This is a genomic window from Leucobacter aridicollis (assembly GCF_013409595.1).
Taxonomy (GTDB): Bacteria; Actinomycetota; Actinomycetes; order Actinomycetales; family Microbacteriaceae; genus Leucobacter; species Leucobacter aridicollis.
Genome location: NZ_JACCBD010000001.1, coordinates 1,065,479 through 1,084,172 on the forward strand (window position 1 = coordinate 1,065,479; position 18,694 = coordinate 1,084,172).

The window sequence follows — 18,694 nt, forward strand, 5'->3', positions numbered from 1 at the left end:
ACTAAAATTGGGCGTATGTGTGGAATCGTAGGATATGCAGGCCCAAATGAGACCATTGAGGCCCTCCTGAACGGCCTTCGCCGACTCGAATACCGCGGATACGATTCCGCGGGCGTTGCCGTGATCGACGACACCGGCGGCATCTCCGTCCGGAAGAAGTCGGGCAAGCTTGTGAACCTCGAGGATCTCCTCGAGGCGAGCCCCCTCCAGGCCGCGGGCACCGGCATCGGTCACACCCGCTGGGCGACGCACGGCGGACCGACCGACGTGAACGCGCACCCGCACCTGGGCGACGACGGCCGCCTCGCCCTGATTCACAACGGCATCGTCGAGAACTTTGCTGAGCTTCGCGACGAGGTGGTGTCGCGCGGCGCCGAGCTCGCGAGCGAGACCGACACCGAGGTCGTCGCCGCCCTGCTGGGCCTGGAGACCGGGTCGGGCAAGGACCTGGAGACCGCGTTCCGCGACGTCGTCCAGCGTCTGCATGGCACGTTCACGCTGCTCGCGATGCATCAGAGCGAGCCCGGCAAGATCGTCGCCGCCCGCCACCATTCGCCGCTCGTTGTCGGCCTGGGCGACGGTGAGAACTTCCTCGGCTCCGACGTCGCGGCGTTCGTCTCGTCGACGCGCAGGGCTGTTGTCGTCGAGGAAGACAACATTGCTGTCATCACGCCCGAGAGCGTCCGCATCACCGACTTTGCCGGTGCTGAGGTCGAGTTCGAGGAGTACGAGGTCGAGTGGGATGCCGGCGCCGCGGACAAGGGCGGTTGGTCATCGTTCATGGCGAAGGAGATCAATGAGCAGCCTGAGGCGATCGAGAACACGATTCGCGGGCGCATCGTCGATGGCCACGTCGAGATTCCCGAGCTCACCGCGCTCGGTGAGGATCGCCTGCAGAACGTCGACCGGATCATCATCGTCGCGTGTGGCACCGCCTCGTACGCCGGTCTCGTTGGCTCGTACGCGATCGAGCAGTGGGCGCGCATTCCCGTCGAGGTCCAGCTGAGCCACGAGTTCCGCTACCGCGACCCGGTACTCACCGAGCGCACCATGGTGATCTCCGTGAGCCAGTCGGGCGAGACGATGGACACGCTCATGGCCGTGAAGTACGCGATCGAGCGCGGCGTCACGACGGTGTCGGTGTGCAACACCCAGAGCGCGACGATTCCGCGCGAGTCGGACGCAGCCGTGTACACGCACGCCGGCCCGGAGGTCGCCGTGGCGTCGACGAAGGCGTTCGTTGCGCAGATCACCGCACTGTACCTCCTTGGACTGCACCTCGGGCGCGTGCGCGGCACGCTCTCGGCGGCAGACGAGGCTGCGGCGATCGCACAGTTCGAGACGCTTCCCGAGAAGATGGCGGAGGCCGTCGCGACGCACGACCAGATTGCCGAGCTCGCGCACTGGATGGCAGATACTCGCTCCGTGCTGTTCCTCGGGCGTCACGCGGGCTACCCGGCGGCGCTTGAGGGCGCGCTGAAGCTCAAGGAGATCGCCTACATCCACGCTGAGGGCTTTGCCGCGGGTGAGCTGAAGCACGGCCCGATCGCGCTCATCGACCACGGCCAGCCGGTGTTCGTGCTCGTGCCGAGCCCGCGCACGTCGCCGCTCATGCACTCGAAGGTCGTCTCGAACATTCAGGAGATCCGTGCGCGCGGCGCGCGCGTCATCGCGATCGTGGAGAAGGGCGACACCGCCGTACTGCCGTTCGCCGATGAGGTCGTGCGGATCCCGCTCACGGACGCGCTGTTCGACCCGATCCTGCAGGTCGTTCCGCTGCAGTGGTTCGCCCTCGAACTCTCGACGGCGAAGGGGCTCGACGTCGACCAGCCGCGAAACCTTGCGAAATCGGTGACCGTCGAGTGATCATCGGCATCGGCGTCGACACTGTCGATATCCAGCGCTTCGAGCAGCAGCTCGCGCGCACTCCGAAACTGCGGGAACGGCTGTTCAGCGTGGCGGAGGGACAGCTGTCGACGCCGTCGCTCGCGGCGCGTTTCGCCGCGAAGGAGGCGCTGATCAAGGCGCTCGGCGATTCCGGGGATCTCACCTGGCCCGACATGGAGGTGCGTCGGAACGAGTTGCGGGCCCCGGAGTTCGTGCTCACGGCCGGCCTGCGCGCCGCGCTTGCGGCGCGCGGGGCTGACCGGATCCACCTGTCGATGACCCATGACACCGGGGTGGCGACCGCGTTCGTTATTGTTGAGCACGGAGGTGGGGCCGAATGAGAACCGGTTCAATGCGTGTCGCCGAGGTGTCGGTGTCGGCGATTCGACAGAACGTTCGCCGGCTTCGGGAACTCACAGGCGGCGGCAACGTGATCGTCGTCGTGAAGGCGTGCGGTTACGGCCATGACGCCGCGATCGCCGCGCGGGCGGCGATGGCTGGCGGCGCGACGATGATTGCGACCGCCGACCTCGAAGAATCTTTGAAGCTCCGCGAGAGCGGCATCGACGCGCCGCTGTTGTGCTGGCTGCACGGCCCGCGGGTGGACTTCGCGGCCGCGATCGAGCAGTCGATCGACGTCGGGGTGTCGCACCTGAGCCAGCTTGAGGCGCTCGCGCAGGCCGCACGCGCGACGGGCAAGCGGGCCACGCTGCAGTTCAAGATCGATACCGGTCTGAGCCGCAACGGCGCCGCCCGCGAGGAGTGGGAGGCGCTGTTCGCCCGCGGTGCGGAGCTCGAGCGTGACGGCCTCGTCCGCGTGTGCGGCATCTTCAGCCACCTTGCGAACGCGGGGGAGGACGCCGACCTCGCCCAGGGCGCGCGCTTTGACGAAGCGATCGCCGCGCTCCGGGCGGCGGGCTCCGATCCCGAGATGATCCATCTCGCCGCGAGCGCCGCGACGTTCACGCGCCCCGAGCTGTACTACAACACCGTGCGCGTCGGCATGGCCGCATACGGCCTGAGCCCCCTCGCGGGGAAGAACTCCGCCCAGCTCGGCCTCGTCCCGGCGATGACGCTGCGCTCCGAGGTTGTTGCGTTGCGCGGCGTTCCCGCAGGAACCGGCGTCTCGTACGGGTTTAACCACGTGTGCGAGGTCGCGACGACGCTCGCCCTCGTGCCTGTCGGGTACGCGGACGGCATGCCGCGCGCGCTCAACGGCGCGGGCGCGTGGGTGACGATCGCTGGCGAGCGCTGCCCGATCGTCGGCCGGATCGGCATGGACCAGTTCATCGTGGACGTCGGCCCGATCGCGGGCCGCATTGACATCGGCGCCCCGGTGATCCTGTTCGGCGACCCCGAGCGCGGCTTTCCCTCGATTGATATCTGGGCCGGCCTGATGCGCACGATCAACTACGAGATTTTGGTGGGGATCGGCCCCCGCGTGTTGCGCGTTGCCGTTGACGAGGAGGAGCTGTGAGCGTCGTCGAGCGCTACTCCGCGGCCGACCCCGACGCGATGCACGAGCTTGGCGTCGCGTTCGGCAGGCGACTTGGCGCCGGCGACCTCGTGATCCTGACCGGCGAGCTCGGCGCGGGAAAGACCACGTTCACCCGCGGCCTCGGTGAGGGCCTCGGCGTTCGCGGTCCGGTGCAGAGCCCGACGTTCGTGATCGCGCGCACGCACCCGTCGCTTGTCGGTGGGGCGCCGCTCATTCACGTCGACGCGTATCGGCTCGCCGATTCGAGCGAGCTCGAGGACCTCGATCTCGACTTCGACGGTGCGGTCGTCGTCGCCGAGTGGGGCGCGGGCCTTGTCGACGCGCGCGATTCGTGGGTGGAAATTGTGATCGACCGCCCCATCGGCGCGGGCGACGCGGCCGCAGACGATGCGGACGACGACGTCGCGGAGGCTCCGATCGAGCCCCGCGCACTGACAGTCACCGGGCACGGCCCGCGGTGGCAGAACGGGGTGTTGGCGTGACCGCTATCGAGGTGCGTTCGGTCGCGGCGCCCGAGCTCGGCGAGCGCGTGATTCTCGCCATCGACACGTCGCTCGGCACGAGCGTCGCTGTCGGCGCGGGCGGGCAGGTCGTCGAGGTGTCGAGCGACGACCCGCGCGGTCACGCGGAGGTGATCGGGGCGCTGATTGCGCGCGCGTTCGCGGAGATCAGGATCCCGGCAGCATCGGTCACCCACGTCGTCGCCGGGATGGGCCCTGGGCCGTTTACCGGCCTTCGCGTCGGCATTGCGGCCGCGCACGCGTTCGCGCTCGGACGCGGGTTGAGCATCCTCCCGCTGGTTAGCCACGACGCCGTCGCGCTCGAGCAGCTCGAGGCGGGCGCTCCGGCAGGGATCCGGGTCGTGCAGGACGCGAAGCGGCGCGAGCTGTTCGTGACCGAGTACACCGGGCTGGACTGGGCGGGAGCCCCGGCGCGCGGGGCCGAGCCGCACCTGCGCCAGCGGGAGAGCTACGAGAGCGTCGTGAACGAGGTGTGGCCCGACCGCGTCCCCGCCGCGTCGCTCGTGCGCCTCGCCGCCCGCCGCCTCGCGTCGGGCACGCCCTTCGAGCCCGACCAGGCCCTGTACCTGCGGCTGCCGGACGTCATACAGCCGAAGGCCCCGAAGCCGGTGACGCCGTGATCCTGCGCGACGCAACGCTCGCCGATCTCGATGAGGTCGCGGCGCTCGAGGCCGACCTGTTCGGGAGCGACGCGTGGAGCCGGGAGATCGTGCGCGAGGAGCTCGCCGGCGATCACCGCAGGTACCTCGTGCTCGTCGACGAGGGCGGCGCGATTCGCGGCTATGCCGGCCTGCTTGTCGTCGGCACGGACGGTGACATCCAGACGATCGCGGTCGCCCCGGAGCTGCGCGGCGGCGGGCACGGTCGCGCGCTCATGTTGGAGCTGCTCGCCGAGGCCGCGCGCCGCGGTGCGCGGCAGGTCTTCCTCGAGGTTCGGGCAGACAACCCACCGGCTCGCGGCCTCTACGCGTCCCTCGGGTTTGCCGAGATCGGCGTGCGGCCGCGCTACTACCAGCCCGAGGGGATCGACGCGATCGTGATGCAGCTGCAGCTGAAGGAGCAACAGTGAGTGAGACAGTGAGCGACGCGTTGGCGGAGCCGGACCGGAGTGGCGCCGAGCGCGAGCCACTCGTACTCGGGATCGAAACGAGCTGCGACGAGACCGGGATCGGGATCGTGCGCGGCCGCACTCTGCTCGCGAACGCGATCGCGTCGTCGATGGACGAGCACGCACGCTTCGGCGGCGTCATCCCTGAGATCGCCGCCCGCGCCCACCTCGAGTCGATGACGCCGACGATCGAGCGCGCGCTCGCCGACGCCGGCGTGACGCTGGACGAGGTCGACGCGATCGCGGTCACCGGCGGGCCCGGCCTGGCTGGCGCGCTCATGGTCGGCGTCTCCGCGGCGAAAGCACTCGCGGTCTCGCTCGACAAGCCCCTCTACGCGGTGAACCACCTGGTCGGCCACGTCGGAGCGGACCTGCTGCACGGCGACGGCCTGCGGCCGGCGGTCGGCACTGTCGGCGAACTCGAGCTGCCGACGGTCGCACTGCTCGTCTCGGGCGGGCACACCTCGCTGCTGCTCGTGCGCGACCTCGTCGGCGACGTCGAGCTGCTCGGCGAGACGATTGACGACGCGGCGGGCGAGGCATTCGACAAGGTCGCGAGGCTGCTCGGGCTGCCGTATCCCGGTGGGCCGCACATCGACCGCGTCGCGGCGGAGGGGGACACGCAGGCGATCCGGTTCCCGCGCGGCCTGACGCTGCCGAAGGACATGGCGAAGCACCGCTACGATTTCTCGTTCTCCGGGCTCAAGACCTCGGTCGCCCGGTGGGTCGAGAAGCGGGTGGCCGCGGGGGAGGACGTGCCCGTGGCCGACGTCGCCGCGAGCTTCAGGGAGGCCGTCGTCGACGTGCTGCTCACGAAAGCGCTCGCCGCCTGCGCCGACCTCGGCGTTCCCCGGCTGCTGCTTGGCGGCGGCGTCGTCGCGAACGCGCGGCTGCGCGAGGTCGCGGCGGAACGTTCCGCGGCGGCCGGCGTCGAGCTGCGCGTGCCGCCGCTGTCGCTGTGCACCGACAACGGCGCAATGATCGCTTCGCTCGGGGCGCAGCTCGTTGCCGCGGGCCATGCGCCTTCCTCGCTGAGCTTCGGCGCCGATTCGACGCTCCCGGTGACAGACATTCAGTTGTAGCCAAGTCGCGTCCGCGCTGTATCGTTGTAGGTAGGGCTATGCCCGCCGAGACCGTTATCGTTAGGAACGCTATGTCCGACAACACGCCGAACACCGACCCGGGAACCACCCCGGAGCAGCCCCAGGCGACGCCTGCCGCGCCCGAGACGCCCGCAGCATTCCCGCCTGTCGATCCATCGCCGGCCGCGGCTCCCGCCGCTCCGCCCGTACCGCCGACCGCTCCGCCCGTCGCACCGCCGCTGCCTGAGGCCGCGCCGCTGCCGCAGGCAGCGCCGTTTGGCGAGCAGGCTCCGCAGCAGCCGGAGTTCCCGGCAGCACCGGGTGCGCCCTACGTCGCCCCCGGCACCCCCGCGCCCGGCTACCCGGCCCCCCAGGGCCAGAACTACCCGCAGGGCTACGGCGCGATGCCGCAGGCGCCACAGGGCTACGCGCCCGTCCCCACGACAATCCCGGGCAAGACGCTCGGCATCGTCGGCCTCATCGTCTCGTTCATCCTGCCGATCTCGCTCGTTGGCCTCGTGCTGAGCATCATCGGCCTCGTGCAGTCGAAGAAGGCGCAGGCGAAGAACGTTCCCGCCGTCGTCGGCATCATCGTCGGTGCGCTCGGCGTCATCACCGGCATCATTCTTGCCGTCGTGTTCATCGGCCTCGCGGTCGCTGGCGCTGACGCCGCGCAGGCGTGCCTCGACGGCGCGGAGTCGGTCCAGGTGTTCGGCGAGACGATCCCGTGCTCGGCGGTCCTCTCGGGCGCGTACGAGTTCAGCTACTAAGCGGCTACTGCACCTCAGCAGCGCTCGGCGAGCAGCGCAATGTGCCTGTTCGCCGAGCGGCTGAGGATCAGCGTCGCAGCGCCCGCTCCCTTCAGGCGCAGGCGCGTGCGAAGCGCGGCTGGATCCACATCCACGCCGCGCTTTTTGATTTCCAGCCTCCCGATGCCTCGCGCGGCCAGGGCGCGCTTGAGATCCTTCTCGCGCGCGGGGAGCTCCTCGAGGATCCTGAAGACCTGCCCGAACGGCGTCGGGGTCGCGCGGTCGGCGGTGAGGTAGGCGATCCCGTCGTGGATCATGCCGGCGTCGAGCTCCGCGGCGAGCTTCCCGATGAGGCGCGCACGGATCACCGCGCCGTCAGGCTCGATGAGATACTCGCCGAGGTCGCGGGTGTCGGCGTCGGGGAAGTCGGCGGCCGCGCTGAGCTCGTGCCAGACCGGTGCGCCGCCGGAGGCAGCTGCGTTGCCCGCGGCCGCCGCCCGTGCACCCGCCAGCCCAGCGTCCCCGCGCAGCACGGCGGCTGATCGCCGGATCCCGGGCCGAGCGGCGTCGCCAAACCACAGCCCCATCTCGACGACCTGGCCATCGACCGATACCCACTGGGCCTCGGCGTCGTCGGGAATGAGCTCCCGGTCGAGGCCAGGCCCGAGCTTGACGCCCCCGAACCGAGCGGCGCGGGCGGCGCCGAACGCGAAGTCGAGCGAGGGGGAGTAGTCGTCGCTTGACGCGAGCCTGCGGGTGTCCCGGTGGCCGGCGGTGCGCCGAGCCGGATCGAGGAACACCGCATCAGCGGAGCCAGCTCCGAGCTCGGTCGCGTCACCCGTCAGCACGTCGTGCGGCGGCGCGCCCTCGCCGTCTGCTCGCATCGACGCGGCCTCGACCGCGAGGTTGTGCGCGGCGAAGTCGGCGGTGAGCGGGTCGAGCTCCACCGCGCGCACCGCGAGGCCGGCACGGAGGAACGCGAGCGACTCGGCGCCGAGGCCACAGCCGAGATCGGCGACGGCGTTCGCGCCGGCGAACCGGAGCGCGTGCAGTTCGGCGACGGGCAGGCGCGAGGCCTGCTCGAGTCCAGCCTGCGTGAACAGCATCGCGCCCGCGTTCGCCCCGAACTTCGGTGCGGCCTTCTCGCGCAGCGCGGTCACGGTGAGGGCAGCGGCAAGTTCGTCGGGAGCGGCGCCGTCGCGCCGGAGGCGCTGACCTGCGCGGTCGAGACTGTCGCCAGCCGCGCGCATGGCGGCCGCTGACGCGAGCAGTTCGGTGCCGTGCTGGCTGGTGAGCCCGTCCCATCCCGGAGTGGACGCAGCAGGCCCCGGGCGGCGTGCCCGGGGCCTGTCGCTGCCTGCGCCGCTCATTAGTAGTAGTAGCTCCCGCTTGCTGCGGCGCCGACGATCATCACGATGAAGCCGATGTACATCACGACAAAGAGCACGCCGAGGGCGATCGCGCAGTAGCCGTAGATGACGGCGGTCAACGCGAGGCCACGGCCAGCGTCGCCCGTGCGCTTGATCTGGTTGAGCCCGAGATGGCCGAAGATGATTCCGGCGATGGGGGCGATGAAGGCGAGGACGATGGCGACGAGCGCGTAGGTGTTCGTGTCCTTTACCGTGGTGCGCTGCGGGGTCGCGCCCTGTGCGGGGTAGGCGTACGCCGGTGCCTCGTAGCCATACTGCGGCGCAGCGGTGCCAGCGGTGCCAGCGGTGCCAGCGGTGCCAGCGGCGTCGGCAGACGGCGCGCCGTACGGCAGCTGCACGGTCGGCTGTTCCGACGCCTGCGAGGGCTGGTGCTGGGTTGGCCCTGTGGGCTCGGTGGTGCTCATGATGCTCCAAGTCGTTGTGGGTGTACCCCAGAGTGTACCGACAGGGTATGTGGGGTCTTCTGGGCCGGTGTTCGCTGTCCGCGATTCGGCCCCATCACAGTTGGCACTCACCTTGCATGAGTGCCAACAGGGGTCATAGAATCTCGTACAGAGGCGCTCGCAAGAGTGCGAAACTAACAGCTTTGGAAAGAGGTCAACCGTGTCGGTCGCCATTAAGCCGCTCGAGGATCGCATCGTCATCCAGCAGGTCGAGGCTGAGCAGACTACTGCTTCGGGTCTCGTTATCCCTGACAGCGCGAAGGAAAAGCCCCAGGAGGGCAAGGTTGTTGCAGTGGGCCCCGGCCGTGTCTCGGACAACGGCACCCGCATCCCTGTCGACGTCAACGTGGGCGACATCGTCATCTACTCGAAGTTCGGCGGCACCGAGATCAAGGCTGCCGGCGAAGAGTACCTCGTGCTCTCGAGCCGCGACATCCTCGCCGTCATCGAGCGCTAATCATCGCTGAACGAGCCGGGCCCCGCCACTGCGGTGGGGCCCGGCTTTTTCGTACCCGCGGGGCGGCGTAGACTGTCACGGTGAAGGACACTCGTGCTGGATTAGGGTATGGAATCGGCGCGTATCTGATTTGGGGCGGATTCCCGCTCTTTTTCACGCTCATCGCGGTCGTCAACCCGTTCGAAGTCGTTTCGTGGCGCGTCGTCACCACGCTGCTCGTCTGCGCCGTGATTGTCACGGTGACCCGCAGGTGGCGCCGCATTGGCGAGGTGCTGAAACAACCGAAGACGTTTGGGCTGTTCGCGCTCTCGTCGATCCTGCTCTACGCGAACTGGCAGATCTTCGTGATCGGCGTGATCTCCGGTCACGTGCTTGAAACGTCGCTCGGCTACTTCATCAATCCGCTGTTCACGATCCTGTTCGGGGTGATCTTCTGGCGCGAGAAGCTCTCGCGGCTCCAGTGGATCGCGGTGGTGGTCGCGGGCACCGGCGTGCTGTTCTCCGCGATCTCCTACGGCCGCGTGCCGTGGATCGCGCTCGGGCTTGCCCTCTCCTTCGGCCTGTACGGCGTCGTGCACCAGCGCATCGAGGATGTCGACGGCGTCACCGGGCTCACCGTCGAGACGCTCGTCTCGGTGCCGATCGGCCTCGCGCAGCTCGCCATCGTCGGCTCCGTTGCCGGCCTGACTGCGTTCTCGCACGGCGGCGTGACCACCGCGCTCGTGCTCGTCAGCGGGCTCCTGACGGCGATCCCGCTCATTCTCTTCGGCGAGGCCGCGCGCAGGCTCCCGCTCACGTACGTCGGATTCCTGCAGTTCCTGACGCCGGTGCTCGGGTTCCTCTTTGGGTACTTCATCATGCATGAAGAACTCCCGATTGAGCGCTGGGTGGGCTTCATCGCCGTGTGGATCGCGCTGATGTTCCTCATCGCCGACATGATCGTCAGGCTGCGGCGTTCGCCAAGCGCGGACCTCGCCCATCAGCCGCACACAGGTCCTATTCCCTTAGACTAGATAGTCTTCGACGACGCCACGAGCATTAAAGAGGTTGTATGGAACAGCGTGACCCTTTCGCGTTCACAGGACTCACCTACGACGACGTGCTGCTGCTTCCCGCGCACACCGACGTCATTCCGAGCGAGGCGGATACCTCGACGCAGCTCACGAGGCGCGTGCGGCTTGCAATGCCGCTGATCTCCGCGGCCATGGACACCGTGACCGAAACGCGCATGGCCGTTGCCATGGCGCGCAACGGCGGCCTCGGTATTCTGCACCGCAACCTGTCCATTCAGGATCAGGCGGAGATGGTCGACCGCGTGAAGCGGTCGGAAGCCGGGATGATCACCAACCCGCTGACAACGACGGTCGACGCGACCGTCGCCGAGGTCGACGCGGTCTGCGGCGAGTACCGGGTGTCCGGTCTGCCCGTCGTTGACTCCGCTGGGATCCTGCTCGGAATCATCACGAACCGCGACATGCGCTTCATCGATCCGAAGGATCGCGCGAACGTTCGCGTGTCGGAGGCGATGACGCGGATGCCGCTCATCACCGCGCCCGCCGGGATCTCCCGCGACGAGGCCGCCGAGCTGTTCAAGCAGCACAAGATCGAGAAGCTGCCGCTCGTCGACGGCGAGGGGCGACTGACCGGCCTCATCACCGTGAAGGACTTCGACAAGGAAGAGCAGTACCCGCTCGCGACGAAGGACGACGCAGGTCGGCTGCGCGTCGGCGCGGCCGTCGGTTTCTTCGGCGACGCGTGGAAGCGCGCGGGCTCGCTGCTCGAAGCCGGCGTCGACGTGCTCGTCGTCGACACCGCGAACGGCGATTCGAAGGGCGTGCTCGACATCATCGCGAAGATCAAGGGCGACCCGGCGTTTGCCGGTGTCGACGTGATCGGCGGCAACGTGGCGACCTACAACGGCGCGAAGGCGATCGTTGACGCGGGGGCCGACGCCGTCAAGGTTGGGGTCGGCCCGGGGTCGATCTGCACGACCCGCGTCATCGCCGGTGTCGGCGTTCCCCAGGTGACCGCCGTCTACGAGGCCGCGAAGGCTGCCACGCCGGCTGGCGTTCCCGTGATCGCTGACGGCGGCCTGCAGTACTCGGGCGATATCGCGAAGGCGCTCGTCGCCGGCGCATCGTCCGTGATGATGGGCTCGCTCCTCGCCGGCACCGACGAGAGCCCCGGCGACCTCGTGTTCGTCGGTGGCAAGCAGTACAAGACGTACCGCGGTATGGGCTCCCTTGGCGCCCTGCAGACCCGCGGCGAGCGTACGTCGTACTCGAAGGATCGCTACTTCCAGGCTGATGTGCCGAGCGACGAGAAGCTCATCCCCGAGGGGATCGAGGGGCAGGTGCCGTACCGCGGCCCCGTCGGCGCCGTCGCGCACCAGATGGTTGGCGGCCTGCGCCAGTCGATGTTCTACGTCGGCGCGCGTTCCGTGACCGAGTTGAAGGAGCGCGGCCAGTTCGTGCGCATCACCTCGGCCGGGCTGAAGGAGAGCCACCCGCACGACATTCAGATGGTCGTCGAGGCGCCGAACTACCGCAAGTAGGGGAGCCCCTGGCCGAAGGGCCGCAGCGAATCAGTTCGATTCCGCTGCGGCCCTTTTGCCGTGTACGGGGCAGAGTGCGACGGTGTCGCCAGTGAGCCCGAGGAGCCGCTCGGCGGCGGCGAGCAGCTCGGTGATCGCCTCGCCGTGGAGCAGCGAGTACACCGAGGCACGACCCTGCGGCCGCGACTCGACGAGGCCCGCATCCTTGAGGCGCGCGAGATGCTTCGACACCGTGCTCTGGGACAAGCCGAGGTGCTCGGTGAGATCGACCACGCGGTGTTCGCCGAGCTGCAGGTGCTGCAGGATCACGAGGCGTGACGGATCGCTGAGGCTGTGGAACAGGCAGGTGGCCGGCAGCAGCATCTCGAGCTCCGCAGCCCGGTCGCCGTCTGATGTCCCCGCAGTGATCGCCATGTCTCGATGATACCGCCCGGCGCGCCTGTTGCCCGGTTAGTGGCCGTCGGCGGAGCCGGCGAGCTCGCGGTTGAGCAGCCCCTCGTGTACGAGGTGCGCCCGCTCTTCGAACTGGAAGGTGCAATGCTCGATCCCGAACCGCTCGCGCATCGCGGCGGTGAGCTCGTCGAGGAGCGGTGCGTGCTCGGCCTCGGCGGTCGGCACCACGTGCGCCGACATCACCGCCACGCCGCTCGTAAGGCCCCAGACGTGCAGGCTGTGGACCGCCTCGACCCCCTCGGCGTCGACGATGGCGCCACGCACCTCGTCGAGGTCGATGCCCTGGGGGACACCCTGCATGATGAGGTTGATCGCCTGCTTCAGGAGCACGAACGCGCGCGGCAGGATGATGACGCCGATAGCGGCTGCGGCGATTGCGTCGCCGCGGTTCCAGCCGAGGGTCACGTTGAGGATGCCGGAGATGATGATCGCCGCCGCCCCGATCCCGTCGCTCATGACCTCGAGGAACGCGGCCTTCACGTTGAGGCTTTCCTTCGCGCCGCGGTTGAGGATGATGAGCGACGTCGCCGCGCCAATCAGGCCGATGATCGCGAACACGATGACGCCGCCGCCTGCGACGTCGGAGGGGTTAAACCAGCGCTCGACTGCCTCGAACAGGATGAAGCCGCCGAGCCCGAACAGCAGCAGGCAGTTGATGAGCACCGCCACGATCTCCGCGCGCATGAGTCCGTAGCTGCGCCGCTTCGTGGCGGCCCGTGTCGCGAGGACGGTCGCGATCAGGGCGATGAGGATCCCGCTCGCGTCGACAGCCATGTGCATCGCCTCGGCGGCGAGGGCGAGACTGTTTGTGACGATCGCGCCGACGATCTGCGCGACGATGATTGTCGCGTAGATCGAGAGGACGATCATGAGCCGTCGCTTGTGCGCTCCGGTCGCGGTTTGGAGCCCTCCGGCGCCGTGATCGTGGTTGTGGCCCATGCCCATGTCCGTCCTCTCGTCGAAAGATTCATCGCTTTCTAGCGATGATAGCTCAACTAAACGATATTGTCGCCCCGCGTGCGCACTGTGGGGAACTCAGGATGCGCCCGTCGCGCACCCGATAGACTGTCTGGGTGAGCAACGAGATCGAGATTGGTCGCGGAAAGCGCGCCCGCCGTGTCTATACATTCGACGAGATTGGTATTGTGCCGACGCGCCGTACCCGAGACCCCGAACTCGTCTCGACCTCCTGGACGATTGACGCGTTCCAGTTCGACATCCCGGTCATCGGCGCGCCGATGGACTCGGTCATGTCGCCAGCGACCGCGATTCAGCTTGGCCAGCTCGGCGGCCTCGGCGTCCTGAATCTCGAGGGGCTCTGGACCCGGCACGAGAACCCCGAGCCGCTGCTCGAGGAGATCGCGCGGGTCGATGACGAAGTGACCGCGGTGAAGCGTATGCGCGAGCTGTACTCCGCCCCGATCAAGCCCGAGCTGATCCGCGATCGCCTCGCAGAGATCCGCGACGCGGGCGTGACGGTCGCCGGTGCTCTGTCGCCCCACCGGACCGCCGAGTTCACCGACACCGTGGTGAAGGCCGGCGTCGACCTGTTCGTCATCCGCGGGAACACAGTTTCCGCCGAGCACGTGTCGATCGACGGCCGTGAGCCGTTGAACCTCAAGCAGTTCATCTACGAACTCGATGTCCCCGTCATCGTTGGCGGCGCCGCGACCTACCAGTCGGCGCTCCACCTCATGCGCACCGGCGCGGCCGGCGTGCTCGTCGGCTTCGGTGGGGGAGCGTCCTCGACGACCCGGGTGACCCTCGGCATCCGCGCGCCAATGGCGAGCGCGATCGCAGACGTCGCGGGTGCACGAACCGACTACCTCGACGAGTCCGGCGGGCGCTACGTGCACGTTATCGCTGATGGCGGCCTCGGCACTTCGGGTGACCTCGTGAAGGCGATCGCCTGCGGCGCGGACGCCGTGATGCTTGGTGCCGCCCTCGCGCGCGCAACGGACGCCCCGGGCCGCGGCTGGCACTGGGGCCAGGAAGCCCACCACGAGGATCTGCCGCGCGGGCGCCGCGTGGCTGTCGAGCAGATCGCACCGCTCGCCGAGATCATGAATGGCCCCGCACACATCGCCGACGGCAGCGCGAACCTGTTGGGGGCGCTGCGCCGCGCGATGGCAACGAGTGGCTACTCCGACGTGAAGGAGTTCCAGCGGGTCGACATCGTTCACGCTGAGCGGTAGTCGTGGCCTCGCGCACGCCCGAGTACTTGGGAGAGCCGACACTCGGACAGATCATGCGGCGGCCCCAGTGGATCGCCGCGCTCCTGCTCGCGATGATCGTCGCCGCCGTGTTTGCCTGGCTCGGCCAGTGGCAGATGGGCAACGCGATCCGCGACAACGTCGACGACCTCACCGCGACCGAGACCGTGCGCCCGATCGACGACCTCACCGAGCCGATCGCCGGGATCCCTGAGATCGCCGCGGGCGCGGTGGTCTCAGTCGAGGGAACGTTCGTGCCGGGCGACTTCTCGGTGATCGCGGAGCGAATGAACCAGGGCGCCGACGAGAGCGCGGAGCGCCGCGAGGGTGCCTGGGTTGTCGGGCACCTCGTGCGAACCGAGCTCGACGACGCCAGCCTGGCGGTCGCGGTCGGCTGGGCTCCGAGCGTCGCGGACGCGCAGCGCGCCGTCGAGCGCCTCACCGAGCTCCCCGAGTCGGAGCGCGCGCTCGAGGGGCGGTACCTGCCTGCCGAAGCGCCCGAGGTGCCACGCCCCGACGCGGACTCGCGGTACATGCGCACGATGGTCCCCGCATTCCTCGCGAACGAGTGGGGGCACACGCCCACCGGGCCGATTTACGGCGGTTACCTCGTCATGCACGACACCGCGCAGGCTCCAGCCCTCGCGGAAGTTGGGCTTGAGTCGATCGACTCGGTCGCGCCGAGCGCCCCGGAAAAGGTGAGCTGGCTCAACGTGTTCTACGCCATCGAGTGGGTGGTGTTTGCCGGCGTTGCGCTGTTCCTCTGGTACCGGCTCGCGCGAGACGCGTGGGAGAAGGAGCACGAGATGCTGCTGCTCACCGCCGAGGCCGAGGCCGCAGAATCCGCCGGTGACTCCGGCACCACGCCCAAACCATAGAATGGAAGCCATGCAACTCCAGCCCAAGCCCGAGGACTACCCACGTATTCGCCGCTCGCTGCGCGTCTACAAGGTGACCTCGGTCATCACCGGAATCATGCTCTTGCTGCTCTGCGCAGTCATGGTCATGAAGTACGTGTTCAAGGTCGAGTTGTTCCTGTTCACCCCGAACGGCGTCGCAGAGTTTCTCCCGACCATCCCGAAGGGCCAGGAAGCCGAGTTCGTCCGCGAAGGCTTCGACCTGTTCAAGGCGATCCTGATCGCCCACGGTTGGTTCTACGTGGTGTACCTCATCGCGAACTTCATGCTCTGGAGCCCGATGCGCTGGAACTTTGCGAAGTTCCTGCTGCTCGCGCTCGGCGGCGTGATCCCGTTCCTCTCATTCATCCTCGAGGGCCGTATCGCCCGCGAGGTGACGCAATTTTTGGATGCGAAGGAGGCGGCCATCGCCGACTCCGCAGCAGCCGCTGACCCAGATCGCCAGGAAGGCAAAGCATGACAGAAGAAGCGCACGACGGGCATCGGCCCGTCCTCGTCGTCGATTTCGGTGCGCAGTACGCGCAGCTGATCGCCAGGCGGGTGCGCGAGGCCGGGGTGTACTCCGAACTCGTCCCGCACACCATCAGCGCAGACGAGGTCCGCGCGAAGAACCCCGCGGGTCTCGTGCTCTCGGGCGGTCCGTCGTCCGTGTACGAGGAGGGCGCGCCGGCATTTGACGACGCAATCTTCGACCTCGGCATCCCGACGCTCGGCATCTGCTACGGCTTCCAGGTGATGGCGCGCGCTCTCGGCGGCACCGTCGGGAACACCGGCGACCGCGAGTACGGCTCGACCGAGGCGAAGGTCCTCGGCGACGGCGGCGCGATCCTCGGCGGCCAGCCCGTGGATCAGCTCGTCTGGATGAGCCACGGCGATGCGGTGCAGCAGGCACCCCAGGGCTTCGACGTGCTCGCGAGCACCGACGTCACGCCCGTCGCGGCCTTCGGCTCGCCCGAGCGCAAGATGTACGGCGTGCAGTGGCACCCAGAGGTCAAGCACTCCGAGCACGGCCAGCGCATCCTCGAGAACTTCCTGCACACCGTCGCCGGTATCCCGGCAGACTGGAACGCGGGTAACGTCATCGCGGAGCAGATCGAGGCGATTCGCGCGCAGGTCGGCAACGCCCGCGTGATCTCGGCACTCTCAGGGGGCGTCGATTCGGCCGTCTCGACCGCGCTCGTCCACGAGGCAATCGGAGACCAGCTCACCGCGGTGTTCGTCGACCACGGGCTGCTGCGCAAGGGCGAGCGCGAGCAGGTCGAGCGCGACTACGTCGCATCGACCGGCGTGCGGCTTATCACCGTTGACGCCGCCGACATCTTCCTCGGACACCTCGCCGGGGTCACCGATCCCGAGGAGAAGCGCAAGATCATCGGCCGCGAGTTCATTCGCGCGTTCGAGAAGGTCCAGCTCGACCTCGTCGCCGAGGCGAAGGCCGAGGGCGAGCCCATCAAGTTCCTGGTGCAGGGCACCCTGTACCCCGACGTCGTCGAGTCGGGCGGGGGAGCGGGCACCGCGAACATTAAGAGCCACCACAACGTTGGCGGGCTGCCTGAGGACCTCGACTTCGAGCTCATCGAGCCGCTGCGCGCGCTCTTCAAGGACGAGGTTCGGGCGATCGGGCGCGAGCTCGGCCTGCCCGAGGCGATCGTTGGCCGCCAGCCGTTCCCTGGCCCCGGCCTCGGGATCCGCATCGTCGGTGAGGTGACGCGCGAGCGTCTCGACATCCTTCGCGAGGCGGACGCGATCGCGCGCGCCGAGCTCACCGCAGCCGGCCTCGACGACTCGATCTGGCAGTGCCCCGTGGTGCTGCTCGCCGACGTCCGCTCCGTCGGCGTTCAGGGCGACGGCCGCACCTACGGCCACCCGATCGTGCTGCGCCCCGTCTCGAGCGAGGACGCAATGACCGCCGACTGGACTCGCGTCCCGTACGACGTGCTCGCGCGCATCTCGAACAGGATCACCAACCAGGTGCCCGACGTGAACCGCGTCGTGCTCGACGTGACCTCGAAGCCCCCGGGGACTATCGAGTGGGAGTAGTCCCGGGCCTCACGCAGACGCCCTGAGATCTGCAATTTGAATGCCGGGTGCGCTTCGCACCCGGCATTCGTTTTGCCGATTGCATTGGGTGAACTCGAGTGCGACCGCTGGAGTGCTGCCGCATGTGAGCTGTGAACATGCACGAGAACCTGCGACACTGGAGGGGTGCTTGATATGCAAAACGGTCGCGTAGCGGTCTACCTCGACTTCGATAACATCGTGCTCTCGTGGTACGACCGCGTGCACGGCAGGAACTCGTTCTCGCGCGACAGGCAGCGGATCGCCGAGGGTGACCGCGACCCCGAGATCACCGCACGGCTCGAGGCTGCAGTCGTCGACGTTGGCGCGATCATTGACTACGCCTCGTCGTTCGGCACCCTCGTGCTCACGCGTGCGTACGCGGACTGGTCGGCGCCGATGAACGCGGAGTACCGTTCGCAGCTCGTCGCGCGTGCCGTCGACCTTGTGCAGCTCTTCCCTGCCGCGGCTTACGCGAAGAACGGCGCCGACATTCGGCTGGCGGTCGACGCTGTCGAGGACATGTTCAGGCTCGAGGATCTCACCCACGTGATCATCGTCGCCGGCGACTCGGACTACGTGCCGCTCGCGCAGCGTTGTAAGCGTCTCGGCAGGTACGTCGTTGGCGTTGGCGTCGCGGGGTCGACCGCGAAGTCCCTCGCCGCCGCGTGTGACGAGTTCACGAGCTACGACTCGCTTCCCGGCGTGCAACCGCCCCGGCAGCGCGACGACGACGGCTCCAAGCGGGGCCGCGGCTCGAGGCGCGGTGGCGGCGGGCGTGGGGCGGAACAGGCGGCCGAGGAGCTTGCGAAGACGGCGACCGCCGACGCGGCCGGCGCCGAGGCGGCCTCTGCGGGTGACGCGGAGACCGCGTCGGATGCGGCGACAAAGCCAGCCGAATCGGGGCGGTCCGGCGGCCGGCGCGCCGCGGCGGCCAAGCAGTCGCAGCAGGATCGCACACCCACTGTCGACGCGAATGCTCACGGCGCTGACGGGCACGACGACGACACCCTCGACTCCGAGTTTGAGAGCGAGGAGGAGCGGGACATCGCGGTCACCGGCCTGCTCATCCGCGCGCTCTGGCTCAGCCAGGACACCGACGATTCGGGCTGGCTCTACAGCTCAGCCGTGAAGCAGCAGATGCGCCGAATGGATCCGTCGTTTAACGAGAAGGCGCTCGGGTTCCGCTCGTTCTCGGACTTTCTGCGCTCGCGGTCGGACGTCGTCGAGCTCGAAGAGAGCGGGCACGAGCGGCTCGTGCGCCTCGCCGAACAGCCGGAGTAGCGCGCGCCAAGCCCGCCGAGCCCGCCGAGCCCGCCGTGCC

General features: G+C 68.5%; 20 protein-coding genes. 16 read left to right on the top strand and 4 right to left on the bottom strand.

Annotated elements, in window-relative coordinates:
- Positions 1-15 precede the first annotated feature (15 nt).
- From glmS to BJ960_RS05035, 8 genes are all read left to right on the top strand, one after another.
- Complete coding sequence (glmS, locus tag BJ960_RS05000; protein WP_121077588.1) at positions 16-1,866, top strand: glutamine--fructose-6-phosphate transaminase (isomerizing); 1,851 nt, start codon at positions 16-18, stop codon at positions 1,864-1,866.
- The gene (locus tag BJ960_RS05005) at positions 1,863-2,228 is read left to right on the top strand and encodes a holo-ACP synthase (protein ID WP_121077586.1); all 366 of its coding nucleotides are present in this window, start codon (positions 1,863-1,865) and stop codon (positions 2,226-2,228) included. Before glmS ends, BJ960_RS05005 begins: the two co-directional genes overlap by 4 nt.
- Positions 2,225-3,364 carry an alanine racemase gene (gene alr / locus BJ960_RS05010; RefSeq protein ID WP_237463636.1) on the top strand — a complete coding sequence of 380 codons (1,140 nt, stop codon included), beginning with the start codon at positions 2,225-2,227 and terminating at the stop codon, positions 3,362-3,364. The genes BJ960_RS05005 and alr overlap by 4 nt, the downstream gene beginning before the upstream one ends.
- Complete coding sequence (gene tsaE / locus BJ960_RS05015) at positions 3,361-3,867, top strand: tRNA (adenosine(37)-N6)-threonylcarbamoyltransferase complex ATPase subunit type 1 TsaE (RefSeq protein WP_372430592.1); 507 nt, start codon at positions 3,361-3,363, stop codon at positions 3,865-3,867. Before alr ends, tsaE begins: the two co-directional genes overlap by 4 nt.
- On the top strand, positions 3,864-4,526 hold the full coding sequence (gene tsaB, locus BJ960_RS05020; RefSeq protein WP_307814669.1) for a tRNA (adenosine(37)-N6)-threonylcarbamoyltransferase complex dimerization subunit type 1 TsaB: 663 nt from the start codon (positions 3,864-3,866) through the stop codon (positions 4,524-4,526). Before tsaE ends, tsaB begins: the two co-directional genes overlap by 4 nt.
- Positions 4,523-4,975, top strand: coding sequence for a ribosomal protein S18-alanine N-acetyltransferase (gene rimI, locus BJ960_RS05025; protein WP_185986485.1), 453 nt, complete (start codon positions 4,523-4,525; stop codon positions 4,973-4,975). The genes tsaB and rimI overlap by 4 nt, the downstream gene beginning before the upstream one ends.
- Positions 4,972-6,096 (top strand): tRNA (adenosine(37)-N6)-threonylcarbamoyltransferase complex transferase subunit TsaD, encoded by a 1,125-nt coding sequence (gene tsaD / locus BJ960_RS05030; protein ID WP_307814670.1) that lies wholly within the window; start codon positions 4,972-4,974, stop codon positions 6,094-6,096. The genes rimI and tsaD overlap by 4 nt, the downstream gene beginning before the upstream one ends.
- 71 nt (positions 6,097-6,167) lie before the next feature.
- Complete coding sequence (locus tag BJ960_RS05035; protein WP_185986486.1) at positions 6,168-6,866, top strand: DUF4190 domain-containing protein; 699 nt, start codon at positions 6,168-6,170, stop codon at positions 6,864-6,866.
- 14 nt (positions 6,867-6,880) lie between these two features.
- On the opposite strand, the gene BJ960_RS05040 is transcribed toward BJ960_RS05035, so the two are convergent.
- A complete protein-coding gene (locus BJ960_RS05040; protein WP_237463637.1) occupies positions 6,881-8,215 on the bottom strand; it encodes a THUMP-like domain-containing protein in 1,335 nt (444 codons plus the stop codon).
- Complete coding sequence (locus BJ960_RS05045; protein WP_185986487.1) at positions 8,215-8,679, bottom strand: DUF4190 domain-containing protein; 465 nt, start codon at positions 8,677-8,679, stop codon at positions 8,215-8,217. Before BJ960_RS05045 ends, BJ960_RS05040 begins: the two co-directional genes overlap by 1 nt.
- Before the next feature lie 199 nt (positions 8,680-8,878).
- Here BJ960_RS05045 and groES point away from each other — a divergent pair, with 199 nt between their 5' ends.
- The 3 genes from groES (at position 8,879) to guaB (ending at position 11,729) form a co-directional block, all read left to right on the top strand.
- Complete coding sequence (gene groES, locus BJ960_RS05050) at positions 8,879-9,175, top strand: co-chaperone GroES (protein ID WP_042544383.1); 297 nt, start codon at positions 8,879-8,881, stop codon at positions 9,173-9,175.
- Positions 9,176-9,255: 80 nt separating this feature from the next.
- A complete protein-coding gene (gene rarD / locus BJ960_RS05055) occupies positions 9,256-10,188 on the top strand; it encodes an EamA family transporter RarD (RefSeq protein WP_185986488.1) in 933 nt (310 codons plus the stop codon).
- 38 nt (positions 10,189-10,226) lie between these two features.
- The gene (gene guaB / locus BJ960_RS05060; protein ID WP_121077571.1) at positions 10,227-11,729 is read left to right on the top strand and encodes an IMP dehydrogenase; all 1,503 of its coding nucleotides are present in this window, start codon (positions 10,227-10,229) and stop codon (positions 11,727-11,729) included.
- A gap of 30 nt (positions 11,730-11,759) precedes the next feature.
- Here the strand turns inward: guaB and BJ960_RS05065 are convergent, their stop codons facing one another.
- Positions 11,760-12,143, bottom strand: coding sequence for an ArsR/SmtB family transcription factor (locus BJ960_RS05065; RefSeq protein ID WP_121077569.1), 384 nt, complete (start codon positions 12,141-12,143; stop codon positions 11,760-11,762).
- A 36-nt stretch (positions 12,144-12,179) separates the two neighbouring features.
- A complete protein-coding gene (locus BJ960_RS05070; protein WP_185986489.1) occupies positions 12,180-13,127 on the bottom strand; it encodes a cation diffusion facilitator family transporter in 948 nt (315 codons plus the stop codon).
- Positions 13,128-13,255: 128 nt separating this feature from the next.
- Here BJ960_RS05070 and BJ960_RS05075 point away from each other — a divergent pair, with 128 nt between their 5' ends.
- The 5 genes from BJ960_RS05075 to BJ960_RS05095 all read left to right on the top strand — a co-directional run bounded on the left by BJ960_RS05075 (position 13,256) and on the right by BJ960_RS05095 (position 18,654).
- Entirely contained in the window at positions 13,256-14,377 is a 1,122-nt protein-coding gene (locus tag BJ960_RS05075; protein ID WP_121077564.1) for a GuaB3 family IMP dehydrogenase-related protein, read from the top strand.
- A 53-nt stretch (positions 14,378-14,430) separates the two neighbouring features.
- Positions 14,431-15,273, top strand: coding sequence for an SURF1 family protein (locus BJ960_RS05080; protein ID WP_185986490.1), 843 nt, complete (start codon positions 14,431-14,433; stop codon positions 15,271-15,273).
- Positions 15,274-15,283: 10 nt separating this feature from the next.
- Entirely contained in the window at positions 15,284-15,772 is a 489-nt protein-coding gene (locus tag BJ960_RS05085) for a DUF3817 domain-containing protein (protein ID WP_185986491.1), read from the top strand.
- Entirely contained in the window at positions 15,769-17,352 is a 1,584-nt protein-coding gene (guaA, locus tag BJ960_RS05090; protein WP_121077560.1) for a glutamine-hydrolyzing GMP synthase, read from the top strand. The genes BJ960_RS05085 and guaA overlap by 4 nt, the downstream gene beginning before the upstream one ends.
- Before the next feature lie 174 nt (positions 17,353-17,526).
- A complete protein-coding gene (locus BJ960_RS05095; protein WP_221936388.1) occupies positions 17,527-18,654 on the top strand; it encodes an NYN domain-containing protein in 1,128 nt (375 codons plus the stop codon).
- Positions 18,655-18,694 lie beyond the last annotated feature (40 nt).

Coding starts and splice junctions, on each gene's coding strand:
- BJ960_RS05095 (WP_221936388.1), top strand. CDS start 17,527: ATGCAAAACGGTCGCGTAGCGGTCTACCTCGACTTCGATAACATCGTG.
- BJ960_RS05035 (WP_185986486.1), top strand. CDS start 6,168: ATGTCCGACAACACGCCGAACACCGACCCGGGAACCACCCCGGAGCAG.
- guaB (WP_121077571.1), top strand. CDS start 10,227: ATGGAACAGCGTGACCCTTTCGCGTTCACAGGACTCACCTACGACGAC.
- BJ960_RS05045 (WP_185986487.1), bottom strand. CDS start 8,679: ATGAGCACCACCGAGCCCACAGGGCCAACCCAGCACCAGCCCTCGCAG.
- BJ960_RS05070 (WP_185986489.1), bottom strand. CDS start 13,127: ATGGGCATGGGCCACAACCACGATCACGGCGCCGGAGGGCTCCAAACC.
- alr (WP_237463636.1), top strand. CDS start 2,225: ATGAGAACCGGTTCAATGCGTGTCGCCGAGGTGTCGGTGTCGGCGATT.
- glmS (WP_121077588.1), top strand. CDS start 16: ATGTGTGGAATCGTAGGATATGCAGGCCCAAATGAGACCATTGAGGCC.
- guaA (WP_121077560.1), top strand. CDS start 15,769: ATGACAGAAGAAGCGCACGACGGGCATCGGCCCGTCCTCGTCGTCGAT.
- BJ960_RS05085 (WP_185986491.1), top strand. CDS start 15,284: ATGCAACTCCAGCCCAAGCCCGAGGACTACCCACGTATTCGCCGCTCG.
- BJ960_RS05065 (WP_121077569.1), bottom strand. CDS start 12,143: ATGGCGATCACTGCGGGGACATCAGACGGCGACCGGGCTGCGGAGCTC.
- BJ960_RS05040 (WP_237463637.1), bottom strand. CDS start 8,215: ATGAGCGGCGCAGGCAGCGACAGGCCCCGGGCACGCCGCCCGGGGCCT.
- BJ960_RS05080 (WP_185986490.1), top strand. CDS start 14,431: ATGCGGCGGCCCCAGTGGATCGCCGCGCTCCTGCTCGCGATGATCGTC.